At 72.6% G+C, this 13,723-nt stretch carries 11 protein-coding genes; 3 read left to right on the top strand and 8 right to left on the bottom strand.

The features are described from left to right. Positions 1-101 precede the first annotated feature (101 nt). Complete coding sequence (locus tag ACFYZQ_RS27575; protein ID WP_388789553.1) at positions 102-275, bottom strand: hypothetical protein; 174 nt, start codon at positions 273-275, stop codon at positions 102-104. Between the two features lie 483 nt (positions 276-758). Between ACFYZQ_RS27575 and ACFYZQ_RS27570 the strand changes: the two genes are divergently transcribed. Then, positions 759-1,166, top strand: a complete 408-nt coding sequence (locus ACFYZQ_RS27570; protein WP_389152990.1) for a hypothetical protein — start codon at positions 759-761, stop codon at positions 1,164-1,166. A 240-nt stretch (positions 1,167-1,406) separates the two neighbouring features. Here the strand turns inward: ACFYZQ_RS27570 and ACFYZQ_RS27565 are convergent, their stop codons facing one another. The 3 genes from ACFYZQ_RS27565 to ACFYZQ_RS27555 form a co-directional block, all read right to left on the bottom strand. Beyond that, positions 1,407-2,906 (bottom strand): SDR family NAD(P)-dependent oxidoreductase, encoded by a 1,500-nt coding sequence (locus ACFYZQ_RS27565; RefSeq protein WP_389152987.1) that lies wholly within the window; start codon positions 2,904-2,906, stop codon positions 1,407-1,409. A 359-nt stretch (positions 2,907-3,265) separates the two neighbouring features. Further along, a complete protein-coding gene (locus tag ACFYZQ_RS27560) occupies positions 3,266-4,600 on the bottom strand; it encodes a wax ester/triacylglycerol synthase family O-acyltransferase (protein WP_389152984.1) in 1,335 nt (444 codons plus the stop codon). Between the two features lie 148 nt (positions 4,601-4,748). Continuing rightward, positions 4,749-7,070: a GH92 family glycosyl hydrolase gene (locus ACFYZQ_RS27555; protein WP_389152981.1), complete on the bottom strand. Its 2,322-nt coding sequence runs from the start codon at positions 7,068-7,070 to the stop codon at positions 4,749-4,751. Positions 7,071-7,241: 171 nt separating this feature from the next. On the opposite strand from ACFYZQ_RS27555, the gene ACFYZQ_RS27550 reads away from it, so the two are divergent. Continuing rightward, complete coding sequence (locus tag ACFYZQ_RS27550) at positions 7,242-7,619, top strand: hypothetical protein (protein ID WP_389152979.1); 378 nt, start codon at positions 7,242-7,244, stop codon at positions 7,617-7,619. Between the two features lie 36 nt (positions 7,620-7,655). Here the strand turns inward: ACFYZQ_RS27550 and glgC are convergent, their stop codons facing one another. The 3 genes from glgC to ACFYZQ_RS27535 are packed head-to-tail and all read right to left on the bottom strand — an operon-like array spanning position 7,656 to position 10,870. Beyond that, the gene (gene glgC / locus ACFYZQ_RS27545; RefSeq protein ID WP_389152976.1) at positions 7,656-8,876 is read right to left on the bottom strand and encodes a glucose-1-phosphate adenylyltransferase; all 1,221 of its coding nucleotides are present in this window, start codon (positions 8,874-8,876) and stop codon (positions 7,656-7,658) included. A gap of 51 nt (positions 8,877-8,927) precedes the next feature. Then, complete coding sequence (glgA, locus tag ACFYZQ_RS27540) at positions 8,928-10,079, bottom strand: glycogen synthase (protein ID WP_389152974.1); 1,152 nt, start codon at positions 10,077-10,079, stop codon at positions 8,928-8,930. Between the two features lie 38 nt (positions 10,080-10,117). Continuing rightward, a complete protein-coding gene (locus ACFYZQ_RS27535; RefSeq protein ID WP_389152971.1) occupies positions 10,118-10,870 on the bottom strand; it encodes a (2Fe-2S)-binding protein in 753 nt (250 codons plus the stop codon). Positions 10,871-11,100: 230 nt separating this feature from the next. Between ACFYZQ_RS27535 and ACFYZQ_RS27530 the strand changes: the two genes are divergently transcribed. Then, positions 11,101-12,342, top strand: coding sequence for a DMT family transporter (locus tag ACFYZQ_RS27530; RefSeq protein ID WP_389152968.1), 1,242 nt, complete (start codon positions 11,101-11,103; stop codon positions 12,340-12,342). On the opposite strand, the gene ACFYZQ_RS27525 is transcribed toward ACFYZQ_RS27530, so the two are convergent. After that, positions 12,332-13,507, bottom strand: coding sequence for a transglycosylase family protein (locus ACFYZQ_RS27525; protein ID WP_389152966.1), 1,176 nt, complete (start codon positions 13,505-13,507; stop codon positions 12,332-12,334). The genes ACFYZQ_RS27530 and ACFYZQ_RS27525 overlap by 11 nt on opposite strands. Positions 13,508-13,723 lie beyond the last annotated feature (216 nt).

Here is a 13,723-nt window from a genome sequence, read left to right as displayed (position 1 = left end):
CGGATGCCTAACCGGCCGTCGGCCACGGCTTGTCCGATCGGCATGGGCGTGAGCCGGCACGCCCATGCCTGCGGCGATCGCGACGGTCCGACCCGCGAGGGTCAGTCCACGCTCGGCAGGATGTGGTCCTCGGCGAGGTCGTCCTCGTAGCCCGCGAGGCGGATCGGGGCGGACCGGGCCCACACGTCGAGGCTGCCGAGCTGCGTGGGCCCGCGGCCCGCACGCTCCATGCGTTCCTTGGGGCGCTGATCGCGATTCGTCTTCTCCGGTGTCACCGCGCACTCCTTATGTGTCGGGTCACCCTCGGGGGCGTACCGGTCAGTCTGCGATCCGCCGCCTGACGCCCGCTCGGGATGGAATAGAAGGCCAGTTCGGACGCGGTGGCGCCGGTAACTCGTATGTGAGCAGGCCGATGTGCACCGGCTCGCCCCGGGACGGACCGTGGGTGTGGGTTGGGACCCCGTGCTGCTGTCCGTCCACCTCAGGTTAACCAAATGAGCGGAGACCCGCTCGATAGGGAGTGCAAACAAGCTGTAACTTTCGCGCGTCATTCTGCGACTCACCGGCCGTTATATCCCCAAATGCCCTATAAGCGCATTGCTGGATACACCCGATCGGCCCACGTCGGCGAATGCAGTTTCGACCCCCCTTTCCCTCCCGGCCGGGAAGCTTCGCAGTTCAAGTGCCGTTGGCCGAGTCGAAAGCCGGCCATGATCTGCTGGCGGACGGCAACGGCTGTCTCGCGGGAGGACTGACGCATGGAGCTGCGCAGCGTCGAGGAGCTGATGGATCTGCTGTACGCCTGCCCTTACGACCCAGCGCTGCGCACCGCCGCTCTGTTGCGCCGCGCCCGGCCGGCCGACAAGGAACTCCAGGTGGCCGGGCTGGTCTCGGGCATCGGACGCCTGCTCGGCCCCGCCGACCGGGCCGGGCAGGCGCAGGCCGCGGCACGTGCGGTGCGGCCGCTGCTGGGCGAACGCGTCCACCGGCTCGTGCGCGGACAGCCGGGCGACGACGGTCCCACCGCCGACGACGATCTGCTGCGCCTGCACCAGGCCGCCGAGGAGGGGGCGCTCGTCGCTTTCGACGCCGGCGTCCTGGAGGACTGGCGCACGGTCCTGGAGCTGGTGGCGGCACGCAACTCCCGCCTGGGGGCGGTCGACTGACGGCCCCGCGGGCCCGGTGGAAGGCACCGGGTGCCCGAGGTCGGGTCGGTGGCGCGTTGATTACCCCCCGGAGGGGCCACAGGCCCGAGTGGTGGACCTGTGTGGAGTCGAACCACGAAGAACGCGTCACCGGCGCACCGGGCACTTCGGTGCTTCGCGGTCCACGGTAGGCGCCGCCGGCCGAACAGGCCAGCGGTCAAGGCCCGTTGCTGCCTGTTCGGGGTCCTCTTCGGGGGCGTCTCACCACTTGCCGGGCGCGTAGTCCTTCAGAAAGACGCCGTACAGGTCCTCGCCCGCCTCGCCGCGCACGATCGGGTCGTAGACGCGCGCCGCGCCGTCGACGAGGTCGAGGGGGGCGTGGAAGCCGGCCTCGGCGAGGCGGAGCTTGTCGTAGTGCGGACGCTCGTCGGTGATCCAGCCGGTGTCGACGGAAGTCATGAGGATGCCGTCGGTCTCGAACATCTCCTGGGCGCTTGTCCTCGTGACCATGTTCATGGCCGCCTTGGCGGCATTGGTGTTCGGGTGCCCGGCGCCCTTGTAGCCGCGGCCGAAGACGCCCTCCATCGCAGAGACGTTGACGACGTACGCACGGCCGCTGGCGGCCTTCTTCGCGGCGTCCGCCATCGCCGGGCGCAGGGCGCTGATCAGGATGAACGGCGACGTGTAGTTGCACAGCTGGGTCTCCAGCAACTCGACCGGCGAGATCTGGTCGATGGTCTGCACCCAGGTGTTGCTCTCGACGACGTCGGGGACTAGGCCGCCCGCGTCGATGGCGGTGCCGTCGAGGTGCCGGGCGACGCTGGCGTTGCCCGCGACGAGCGCGAGGTCGGCGACCTTCTGTGCGTCCAGACCGCTGGTGCCGAGGGGCAGTGCGGCGATGCCGTCGACGGCGCCGGAGCCGAAGGCGCCGATGACGTGGTGGGCGGGGAGCTCCCCGGCGGGCAGCGGGGCGCTCTCGCCCTCGACCAGGGCCGCGTACGCGGAGGGCAGGCGGCGCACGGTCTGCGTCGCGTTGTTGATCAGGATGTCGAGCGGACCCGCCCCGGCGACCTGCTCGGCGAGGGCCACGGCCTGGGCCGGGTCGCGCAGATCGATGCCGACGACCTCCAGCCGGTGCATCCAGTCCGCCGAGTCGTCCATGGCCTTGAAGCGGCGGATGGCGTCCTTGGGGAAGCGGGTCGTGATCGTGGTGTGGGCGCCGTCTCGCAGCAGCCGCAGCGCGATGTACATGCCGATCTTGGCACGGCCGCCGGTGAGCAGCGCGCGCTTGCCGGTGAGGTCGGCCCGGACGTCACGCTTGACCCGGTTCGTCCGGGCGCAGTCCGGGCAGAGCTGGTGGTAGAAGTAGTCGACCTCGACGTAGCGGGCCTTGCAGGTGTAGCAGGAGCGGGGGCGCTGGAGTATCCCCGCGATCTTGCCCTCCTCGGTGATCGACGACGGCAGGATGCCCTCGGTCTCGTCGTCGATGCGCTGGGCGGAGCCGGTCGCGGTGGCCTCGGTGACCGCCTTGTCGTGCGCGGTCTTGGCGGCCCGGCGCTCCTGGCGGCGGCGCTGCTTGACCGTGCGGTAGATGCCGGCCGTGGCCCGGCGCACCGCGATGGCGTCGGGGTGGTCGACCTCCAGCTGGTCGAGCTCCTCTAGCACGCTGAGGCACACGGCGAGCCGCTCGGGGTCGATCCCGGGTCCGTAGACCACCTCGTCCATGTCCATGGACGCCGAGCCGTCCTCAGTCACCGTCATCGCGCTGCCGTTTCCCTGGTCACCCGCGTAGCGCTCCGACTCGCGCCCGCTTTCGAACGGGGGATTTTACGGCAGCGCGACCCCCCACCGCCAAACCGCTCCGTTCGGGTGGAGCGGATCCGGCTCAGCGCCCCGCACCTACCCCCCCGGACGGCCCACGCAGCCCCACCCCCGGGGCCGGCCGGACGAGCGGCAGCCCACACCTCGGCGCCCACCGGCCGGACCAGCCTCCGGCAAGCGGGAACAAACACACCGGCGCCCGCCCCGCCACCGAGACGGGTCCGGCCCCGGCAGGGCGGACCGACACCGCGGCGGGCACGGGCGCGCAGGACGGCGGGCGGCCCCGGCCGCCACCCGGGTCAGGGGTCGCAGACCGAGATCAGCGTCTCCACCTCGTCCGTCACCGCCCGGGCGAGGCGGTCCAGGTCCGGTACGGCTTCCGCGTCGGCCACGAGCCCGTAGTGGACCCGGCCCCGGTAGGTCGACACCGCCACCGCGAGGGACTGGCCGGGGGCGAGCGGGGCGAAGGGGTAGACCGCGGCCAGCGGATGACCGCCGAGCCGGAGGCCGAGGCCGGGCAGCGGCACGCTGGTGACCAGGATGTCGAACCACAGCCGGGCGGCCTGGCCGACCAGTGGCCCGCCGAGCCGGTGGCCGAGCGCGGGCACGTGGTCGGCGAGCAGCGCGACGGCGCCCGCGCCCCGGTTGGGGCCGGCGTCCTTGTTGCGGTCCATCGCCGTACGGACCCGGGCGAGGCGGGCGAGCGGGTCGGGGTCGCCGACCGGAAGCCGTATCAGGTAACCGGAGAGCCGGTTGCCCTGTGGGTGCGAGGTGCGCGGGCGGCGCCGGGACACCGGGATCAGCGCACGGGGCGCCACGCCCTCGCTGCCGTCGCCGCGCTCGTCGAGCCAGCGGCGCAGGGCGCCCGCGACGACGGCGATGAGGACGTCGTTGACGGTGCCGCCGACGGCCTTGCGCACCCGGTGCACGTCGTCGATGTCCAGGACGACCCCCGCGGTGCGCCGGGTGCCACTGGAGCCGGCGGCCAGCGCGGCCGAGGAGCTCACCCCCAGCGCGGACAGGGCGACGGAGGCACCGATGTCCAGGGCCCGGCCCACATCGGACAGCGCACCGCGCAACACCCCGGGCAGCCGGACGGGTAGCCGGCGCAGGTCGGCCAGCAGTCCGCGCGGCGGCTCCACGGGGCGGGGGCGGCGTTCCGGCATGTCCATCGGGTCGAGCACGGCGGCGGCCAGCGTGAGCGCCCTGAGGCCGTCGGCCAGCGCGTGGTGGAACTTGAACAGCACCGCGAAGGAGACCCCGTCCTCACCGGGCAGCACATGGGCCTCCCACGGTGCCCGGGAGCGCTCCAGCGGGCGCTCCATGAGCCGGCCGGCGACGGCGTGGAAGTCGCCGGTGGGGGCGTGCAGCCGGACGTGGTTGAGCGGGTCGAAGCCGGGGTCCGCCTCCCGGGTCGCGCCGCCGAACGAGCCGAGCGGCTGCCACACGTCCCGGATCCGCATCCTGAGGCCGGGCACGGCGGCGGCGCGCGCGGCGAGCAGGTCCGCCGCATGGGCGCCGGCGGTGGGCGAGTGCGCCGAGAAGACGCCGAGTGCGCCCAGGTGCATCGGGTGCCGGTCGGACTCGATGTTCCAGAACGCCAGATCGAGAGGAGCGAGCGGGTCGGAAGTCAATGGCTTGCCTCTCATCGACGACGGACGGGGTGAGTCTGAGTCAATCCCTGACTGACGATTACGGTCAAGTACGATCAGGCTACGCTCAGTTAACAGCAGATTAAGTCCCGCCCCTCCGAAAGGGGCGGGACACGTGTGACAGGCGAGGTCACTTCAGGGCCGGTGGCGCCGCTGCGGGCGACGTGCCCCACTCCGACGGGCGCGGGCCGACCGTGAACGCGAGCGAGCGCAGGGACCGCAGCTCACGGGTCGTCAGGTAGGTCCGGTCGTGGGTCACCGTATCCCTGCGGACCGCCTGTACGTAGCGGTCGGTGGCCGAGGTGCCCGGCGCGGTGACCGTCAGGGTGCCGCCGGGCCAGTACCGGCGGTCCAGGTGGAGGTCGACCCGGTCGAAGACGGGCGTCGACAGGCCCCATGTGCCGTAACCGGGCTGCACCGGGAAGATCCCGATCGACGACAGCACGTGCCAGGCCGACATCGTGCCGAGGTCGTCGTTGCCGGTCATACCGGTCGGCGCGTCCGTGAACAGGGTCAGCGCGGCGTGCACCACGTCGGTGGTCTTCCAGGGCTGCCCGGTCGACAGGTACGTGTACGGGGCGATGAGGTCGGGCTCGTTCTGCGGGTTGTAGACGGCCGCGTTGTAGTAGGCGTACGGATCGCCGTGCACCCAGACCTGGCGGGCGGTGCCGGCCGGATCGCCCAGCAGCCTGTCGTAGGCGAAGAACAGGTCGAGCCGCTCGTTCGCCACGCGCTCGCCGCCGATCAGGCCGATCATGCCGGGCAGGTCCTGCGGCACCAGCCACTGGTACTGCCAGGCGGTGCCCTCGTGGAAGCCCACGCTGCGGGCCGGGTCGGCCGGGCCGGTGAAGGCGCCGGAGGCGTCCCGGGCACGGAAGAAGCCGGTCGAGGGGTCGAGGACGTTGCGGTAGTTGCGGGACCGGGCTGCGTAGCGGGCCGCGTCCTCGTCGTGGCCGAGCCCCCGCGCCATCTGGGCGAGCATCGCGTCGGACAGAGCGTACTCCAGGGTGACGGAGGCGCCCTGGTGGTAGTCCGAGTCGCCCGCCTTCGTGCGCGGGCGGTCCTTGATGTACGGCGCGAACCCGCCTCGGATGTACTCCGCGTTGGCCTCCCGGCCGACGCCCGGGTAGTCGGCGGGCGGCACCCCGTCGGCGTTCTTGCGCAGCGCCCGGTAGGCGCGTTCCTCGTGCCCCCGGAGCAGGCCCAACTGGTAGGCGGTGGTCAGGAACGGGGTCACCGGGTCACCGGTCATGATGTTGGTCTCGATCGGACCGTAGCCCCATTTGGGCAGCCAGCCGCCGTCCTCGTCGACCCTGATCACCGAGAGCGCCATGTCCCGGGCCTCCCGGGGCGCCAGCAGGGCGAGGAGCTGGCACTGGGTGCGGTAGGTGTCCCACAGCGACCAGTTCTGGTAGTACGTGAAGCCCCTGGCCCGGTGGATCCGCCGGTCCCAGCCGGTGTAGCGGCCGTCGGCGTCGCTGCCGACGCTGGGCGCCAGGAACGAGCGGTACAGCGACGAGTAGAAGGTGCGGCGCAGGGTCGCGTCACCGCCCCGCACCCGGGCGGCGTCCAGCCGGCGCTCCCAGGCCCGCCGGGCCCGCTCGCGGACGGTGTCGAAGGAACGTCCTCCCTCGTCGCGCAGGTTGACCTCGGCGCCGCGCGCGTCGACGTACGACAGGGCGGTGGTCGCCTCGACGGTGCGGTCCCGGGTGGTGTCGAAGCGTACGTAGGCGCCGCCGCGCCCGGTCCGCGATCCCGCGGTGACCTCGGCACCGTCCCAGGTGCCGTAGGCGGTGAAGGGGCGGGAGAAGCGGGTGACGGTGTACACGGTGTACGGGCCGGTGTCCCGGCAGAAGCCGTGGCCGGTGATGGTGGTGCGCACGGTCCGGTCGTCGAGGACCTCCACCGTGCTGGTGACCGGCTTGTGCAGCGCCTGCGCCGCGTTGAGCAGGACGTTGGCGTGATCGGTGGCGGGGAACGTGTAGCGCTGCACACCGGTGCGCGCGGTGGCCGTGAGCTCGGCCTCGATCCCGGAGTCCAGGCCGACCCGGTAGTACCCCGGGCTCGCCGACTCCTCCTGGTGGCGGAAACGGGCCGCGTACCGCGCGTAGTCGGTCCGGGTGACCTCACCCGTGGTCGGCAGTACGGGCAGGTCGCCGCCGATCCGGCAGCCGACGCCCGAGAGGTGGACCAGGGAGAAGCCGCGGATGCGGTCCTGGGAGTAGTCGTAACCGGTGCTGTGCCCGGTGTCGGGCGAGAGCTGCACCATGCCGAAGGGCACGGCCGCGCCGGGGAAGGTGTTGCCCTCGTTCTGGGTCCCGATGAAGGGGTTGACCAGGTCGGTGAGGTGGCCGTCGGACGGCTCTGCGGCCCGTGCGGCGGGAGCGGTGAGCAGCGCGGACGCCACCATCACCCCGGCCAGGCACAGCCGCGGGCGCCGGGTCCCTCTCATGTGGGATGGCCTTTCGGAGTCGGACATCGTTGTCCGCATCCTGCTGGTCGAAGGCCGCGAAGCCGGGGAAGCCGCGCGGATCGCGCGAAACGCGTCGCGCGCGAACAATGGAGGCGGCACCCCTCGGCGGAGGGAGAACGGCCGCCTCAGCGACGAAAGGGGGCGGGGACGATGCCGAAGGTTTCCCGGCACACGGCCACCCAGGGCGGCGACTACGGCTCCGTGGTCGACCACTCCGAGGACCTCGAGCCCTACACCGTGGACTTCCTGACGTTCCGCGCGGACGTCGACCACACGCCCTTGCTCAAGGGGCTCCCCGACGACCGCTGCCAGTGCCCGCACTGGGGTTACGTCTTCAAGGGCGAGCTCGTCTTCCGCTATCCGGACCACGACGAGGTCTACCGCGGCGGTGAGGCCTTCTACGCCCCGCCCGGCCACGTGCCCGTGCACACCGAGCCGGGCAGCGAGTACCTCCAGTTCAGCCCGGCCGACGACCTGCGCCGCACCAGCGAGGTGACCATGACCCACTTTCCGCCGCTGACCGGCTGAGGACCGGCGGCGCGGTGCCTGGCGCCGCAGCAGGCACTAGGACACGATCTGGCCCTTGCCGAGCGCGATCACCCCGCCCTTGGACACGGTGTACAGCTCCGCGTCCCGCTCCGGGTTGACGCCGATCGTCGCGCCGGGCGGCACCTCCACGTTCTTGTCGAGCACGGCCCCCCGCACGACCGCGCCCCGGCCTATGTGGACGTTGTCGTGCAGTACGGATCCCTGGACGACCGCACCGGGATCGACCCGGACGCCCGGTGACAGCACGGACCGGCTCACCTGGCCGCGGATCAGGCAGCCCGCGCTGATGATGGACTCGCTCGCGATGCCGCCGGCGTTGAAGCGGGCGGGCGAGAGCTGGTACGAGTGGGTGTAGAGGGGCCAGTCGCGGTTGTAGAGGTTGAAGGCGGGGCGCTCGGCGATCAGGTCCATGTGGGCGTCGTAGTACGCGTCGAGGGTGCCGACGTCCCGCCAGTAGCCCTGGTCCCGGACGGTCTCGCCGGGTACGTGGTTCTCGCTGAAGTCGTAGAGCTGGGCCTCGCCGCGTTCGGTGAGCTGGGGCAGGATCGAGCCGCCCATGTCGTGCACCGAGTTCGGGTCCTCGGCGTCCCGCTGGAGGGCCTCGATCAGCGCCTTGGTGGTGAAGATGTAGTTGCCCATCGAGGCGAAGACGCACTCCGGGTCGTCCGCGAGGCCCGGAGGATCGGCGGGCTTCTCCAGGAAACGCTCCACGAGCCGGCCGTCGGACCCTGGAGTGATCACACCGAAGGAGGAGGACTCCGAGCGCGGGACGCGGATCCCGGCCACCGTGACGCCCGCGCCGCCCTCGATGTGCTGCCGGAGCATCTGGCGGGGGTCCATGCGGTAGACGTGGTCGGCGCCGAAGACCGCCACGTAGTCGGGCTGTTCGTCGTGCACGAGGTTGAGCGACTGCAGGATGGCGTCCGCGCTGCCCAGGTACCAGCGCGGGCCGAGCCGCTGCTGTGCCGGGACCGGGGTGACGTAGTTGCCGAGCAGGCTGGACATCCGCCAGGTCGTGGTGATGTGCCGGTCCAGCGAGTGCGACTTGTACTGGGTCAGGACGCAGATGCGCAGGATGTCGCCGTTGACGAGGTTGGACAGTACGAAGTCGACGAGCCGGTAGGCGCCGCCGAAGGTGACCGCGGGTTTCGCGCGGTCGGCGGTCAGCGGCATCAGGCGTTTGCCCTCTCCGCCCGCCAGTACGATTCCGAGCACCGAAGGTCCGCCACGACGCATGGTCGCTCCCCTCACCGTGGTTGACACCATGCCTGCCCCGGGGCGGGACGGCTAAGCCTGCTTGACGATCTCCTCGTAGAGCCGGACCGTCCGCCGGGCCACCGCGTCCCAGCCGAACTCACCGACCGCGCGCTCCCGTCCGGCCCCTCCCATCCGCCGGGCCGCCTCCGGGTCGCCGAGGACCGTGTCCAGGGCGTGGGCGAGGCCCGCCTCGAAGTCGTCGTCGGCCGTCACGAGGAGGCCGGTCACCCCGTCCTCCACCACCTCGGGGATGCCGCCGACCCGGGAGGCCACGACGGGGGTGCCGCAGGCCATCGCCTCCAGGTTGACGATGCCGAGGGGTTCGTACACCGACGGGCAGACGAAGACGGCGGCGTGCGTGAGGAGTTGGATCACCTCCGCGCGCGGCAGCATCTGCGGGATCCAGTGCACGCCCGCGCGGACCCGGCTCAGCTCCTCGAACAGGTCGCGGAACTCGCGGTCGATCTCCGGAGTGTCCGGCGCGCCGGCGCACAGCACGACCTGCGCGGCCGGGTCGATGTCGCGCACCGCGCGCAGCAGGTGGGGCACGCCCTTCTGGCGGGTGATGCGGCCGACGAACAGCACGTAGGGCCGGTCGGGGTCGAGGCCGACGCGGCGCAGCACGTCGGTGCCGGGATCCGGCCGGTAGAGCCTGGTGTCGATGCCGTTGTGCACGACGTGCACCCGGTCCGGGTCCAGGGCCGGGTAGCAGCCGAGGATGTCCTCGCGCATGGCGCCCGACACGGCGATCACCGCGTCCGCGGCCTCGAGCGCGGTGCGCTCCGCCCACCCCGAAAGCGCGTACCCGCCGCCGAGTTGCTCGGCCTTCCAGGGGCGCAGCGGCTCCAGCGAGTGGGCGGTCACCACGTGCGGGACGCCGTACAGCAGCTTGGCCACGTGGCCCGCGAGGTTGGCGTACCAGGTGTGGGAGTGGACGAGTTCGCGGCCCTCGAGGCCGGCGGCGATGGCGAGGTCCACGGAGAAGGTGCGCAGCGCGTCGTTGGCCCCGTCGAGCGCGGACCACGGCCGGTGGCGTACGACGCCGGCCCCGCGGCCCTCGCCCCAGCAGTGCACCTCGAGGTCCACCAGGGGGCGCAGCTCCCGGGCAAGGAACTCGACGTGGACCCCCGCTCCGCCGTACACGTCCGGGGGGTACTCCCGGGTCAGCAGTCCCACTCGCACCGGCAACTCCCTGGTCTCACACGGCCGGGCCACCATGGTCACCCAGATGTGGCTCTTGGGGAAGGGCGCGGCGGTCGTGGGAAACAACAGTCCCCGCAGACACCGCCGCCCGGGACGCGGTAGTAGAGGCAGCAGCTGCGGCGCAGGAAGGCGGTCCCGGTGAGGGTGCCGGTGGCGCTCAGCAGGGGGTGGGTGAAGAGGGCCGAGGTGAGGGTGCGGCACCGCTCGGACACGTCGTCACGGCCGTGCGCCCGTGCCCACCGGTCGAGTTCACGGGCCGCACCGGCCAGCGCGGAGCCCGCGTTGCCCCACAGCAGGCCGGTCGCGACCCCGTAGCGGGCCCTCAGGGTGGCCCCTAGGGGTGCGAGGTGGCCGTGCAGCACCGTGTCCGCGACGGTGCCGGGGTCCGCGGGCAAGGGGCGTACCTCGGTCAGCCACAGGTCGTCGGGGGCGGTGGCGTCGCAGTCCCAGAGCAGCAGGGCGGGATCCAGGTCGGGCAGGCGGCCGTACAGGGCGGCGCAGCCGAGGGCCGCGGACCACAGGCGTGCCGCGAGTCCCTGGTGTGCGATCGACGCGGAGACCCGCTGCTCGTGGCTGCCGAGACGGCGGGCGACGGTCTCGATCCGGGCGGTGAGGGCGTCCCGTCGGGCGTCCGGTGGCGTGCCCGCGTAGGTCTGCGCGAGCGTCGGCAGCGGGCCGGGCGGGGCCACGTCCACCGGGCTCACCGCCGTGCGCAGGACGAAGAAACCGCCGAGCGGGCGGAGCGCGGCGAGGCCGGCGTCGAGGTCCATGAAGGAGAGTGGTACCAGGCCCGGTTCGGTCCCGGCTGAGGGGGCCCTACGCTCGTCGTCGCCCACCTTGGGGAGGATGGCGGCCCCCTTGTACTCCATCGGCAGTAGGACCCATTGAGTGCTCAGGGACGACGACGGGAACACCTGGGCCGGGGCAGAGTGTTGTGCATGGAAGCCGACCGTTCGCCGCGCCGGGCCACGGGCCCCCGCCCCACGCAGAAGAGCCGCTGATGAACGCCCTCGCGTTGTCCGTGCTGCTGTCGTTCGTCTCCGCCGTCGCGTACGCGGGCGGGGCGATCGTGCAGGAGCAGGTCGCGCTGTCCTCCCCCGACGGGCATTACGCGCCGCTGCGCCGGCCGAGCTGGTGGGCTTCGCTCGCGCTGAACGGTCTCGGCGGGGTGCTGCACGTGGTGGCGCTGGCCTACGGCCCCCTCAGCCTGGTGCAGCCGCTGGGCGCGCTGACCATCGTGTGCGCACTGCCCATGGCCGCCCTGTTCGTCGGACGCAGGGCCGGGGCGACCGCCTGGCGCGGCGCCGTCATGGCCACGGCGGGCCTGGCCGGTCTGCTCTCTCTCGTCGGCACCTCCGACGGCCCGCCGCTCGACCCGGCCCACCGGGTCGGTGTCGCACTGGTCACCGGTGCGGCGGTCGTCGCGCTGATGATCGCGGGCCGGGCCGCGCACCGGCACCCCGCGGTGCGCGCGGTGCTGCTGGCCACCGGGTCCGGCATAGCCTTCGGCATGTCGTCCGTGTTCACCAAGACCGTGGCGGTCGACTGGGCCGGCGGGGTCTCGATGGCGGACCTGCCCTCCCTCGGGGCGATCGCCGTCTTCGCCGTCGCCGGGGTGCTGCTCTCGCAGGCCTCCTACCGGGGCGCCGGCCTGGCGGCGCCGCTCGCCACGCTGACGGTGGTCAACCCGGTGCTCGCCGCCGCGGTCGGCATCACGATGTTCGGCGAGACCTTCCGGTACGGCACCACGGGCACCGTCCTCGCCCTGAGCTGCGGCGTGGTGGCGGCCGGCGGTCTGATCCTGCTGACGACGGAGCGGTTGGAGCGCGCGCCGGCCACCGCGGAGACGGCGCCGCGGACCGCGACCGAACCGGAGTCGTCGTCCGGGGCGCCGGCCGGGGCGGCCGAGCAGGTGCCGTCCGTCGGGGAGCGGCCCGTCGCGTTGCCCCGACAGCGCGCCGCGTCGGCACTGGCCGAGGAGACCCTGGGCGAGGCGGCCGCGGACACGGCGGCCCTGCACGGGGCGGCCGTGGCCCGCCAGGCCGAAGCGGACGCCGTGCGGGCGGACGTGGCTCTCGCGGAGTCCGTCCTGGAGGAAGCGGCCCGCGCGGACACCGTCCTGACGGAGGCGGACCTGGCCGGCACCGTCCCGGACGACATCGAGATCCTGGTCAGGGACGCCTGCACGGGCCTGGTCATGCTCCCGGCCCTGGAGGGGCACCCGTCGCGGGTCAGATCCTGACGCCGCCGGCCCGGAGGTAGGCGACCGGGTCGATGTCCGAGCCGAAACCGGGCCCCGTCCGCACCTCGAAGTGCAGATGCGGGCCCGTGACGTTTCCGGTGGCGCCGGAGCGCCCTATGCGCTGCCCCTCGCCGACCGTCTGCCCGGCTCTCACGGAGATCGCCGACAGGTGGGCGTACTGGGTGTAGCGGCCGTCGGCGTGCCGGATCACCACCTGGTAGCCGAACGAGCCGCCCCAGCCGGCGGCGACCACATGACCGGCCGCGACCGCCCTGACGGAGGTGCCGGTGGGCACGGGGAAGTCGACGCCGGTGTGGTAGCCCTTCGACCAGTGCGAGCCCGCGGCGTGGTAGGGCTCGCCCGTGGCCGCGTTGACGGGAGCGACGAGCGAGTGGCCGCTCGTGGAGGTGGAGTGGCTGTGGTGCGTGGGCGCCTTCTTCTGCGCGGGCTTGGCCGGAGTACGGGTGTCGGTGGCCGGGGACACCGTGGCGTGCAGGTTCAGCCGCTGTCCCGGGACGATCAGGTCGGGATCGGCTCCGATCGTCGCGCGGTTGCCCGCGTAGAGCCGGTGCCAGCCGCCCTGGACGTGCCGTTCCTCGGCGATCCCGGAGAGCGTGTCGCCGTGCACCACCGTGTACATTTCGGCCCGGCCCGCCCGGGACTGGGGCGTCGTGTGCGGCTGGACGTCCCGGACGGAGGGCCTGGCCGCGGTCTCGGCGGAGCTTTTGGCGGAGCTCTTGGCGGGCCGGGTGGCCGTGCTCGCCGTGTGGACTTCCGGACCGGCGCCGCCCCGGGTGAGCCCCGCGTGCACCGAGCACACCGGCCAGGCCCCCGGGCCCTGCCCGTCGAGCACCTTCTCGGCGACGGCCATCTGCTGGTGCGGGGTGGCGAGGTCGGCGCGGGCCGCGTACGCGGTGCCTCCGTAGGCCTCCCAGGTGGACTGGGTGAACTGCAGTCCGCCGTAGTAGCCGTTGCCCGTGTTGATGCTCCAGTTGCCGCTGGACTCGCAGGCGGCGACCTTGTTCCAGGTGGCCGCGTCGGCCGCGTCGGCGCTGCCTGCGGCGACGAGGGGGAGCGCGAGGCCTGCGCCGCCCGCCGTGACGGTGAGCGATGCGCGGTTGATCCTGTTCGGCTGATACCGGCGGTGCCGGCCGCGTACGGCCATGTCTCAAGCCCCCTAGCCATGCGTCAGGAGCGGCAAAAGTAAGCGCTGCGAACAGGCCATGACAAGGCGGCAATCGGCCGCCTCGCGTACCCAAGTGGCCGGGAATAAACCTTCCTTGGCCCGCCTCCGCGTGATCGGCCGGATCTTTGCTGAGGCGTCAGGCGTCTTCCGTGCGTAATCAAGCCTGGCGGGTCGGATGTGCGCTCGCCGTAGCGG

Origin of the sequence: Streptomyces sp. NPDC001843 (assembly GCF_042891955.1) — a bacterium.
In the GTDB taxonomy this organism is placed as follows: domain Bacteria; phylum Actinomycetota; class Actinomycetes; order Streptomycetales; family Streptomycetaceae; genus Streptomyces.
The sequence above is the reverse complement of the archived record's forward strand: the minus strand, read 5'-3'. Positions and strand labels throughout refer to the sequence as shown.

Bases quoted from the DNA above. Each gene is read 5' to 3' on its own strand.
- ACFYZQ_RS27570 (WP_389152990.1), top strand. From the start codon at position 759: ATGGAGCTGCGCAGCGTCGAGGAGCTGATGGATCTGCTGTACGCCTGC.
- ACFYZQ_RS27565 (WP_389152987.1), bottom strand. From the start codon at position 2,906: ATGACGGTGACTGAGGACGGCTCGGCGTCCATGGACATGGACGAGGTG.
- ACFYZQ_RS27555 (WP_389152981.1), bottom strand. From the start codon at position 7,070: ATGAGAGGGACCCGGCGCCCGCGGCTGTGCCTGGCCGGGGTGATGGTG.
- ACFYZQ_RS27550 (WP_389152979.1), top strand. From the start codon at position 7,242: ATGCCGAAGGTTTCCCGGCACACGGCCACCCAGGGCGGCGACTACGGC.
- glgC (WP_389152976.1), bottom strand. From the start codon at position 8,876: ATGCGTCGTGGCGGACCTTCGGTGCTCGGAATCGTACTGGCGGGCGGA.
- ACFYZQ_RS27535 (WP_389152971.1), bottom strand. From the start codon at position 10,870: ATGGACCTCGACGCCGGCCTCGCCGCGCTCCGCCCGCTCGGCGGTTTC.
- ACFYZQ_RS27530 (WP_389152968.1), top strand. From the start codon at position 11,101: ATGAACGCCCTCGCGTTGTCCGTGCTGCTGTCGTTCGTCTCCGCCGTC.
- ACFYZQ_RS27525 (WP_389152966.1), bottom strand. From the start codon at position 13,507: ATGGCCGTACGCGGCCGGCACCGCCGGTATCAGCCGAACAGGATCAAC.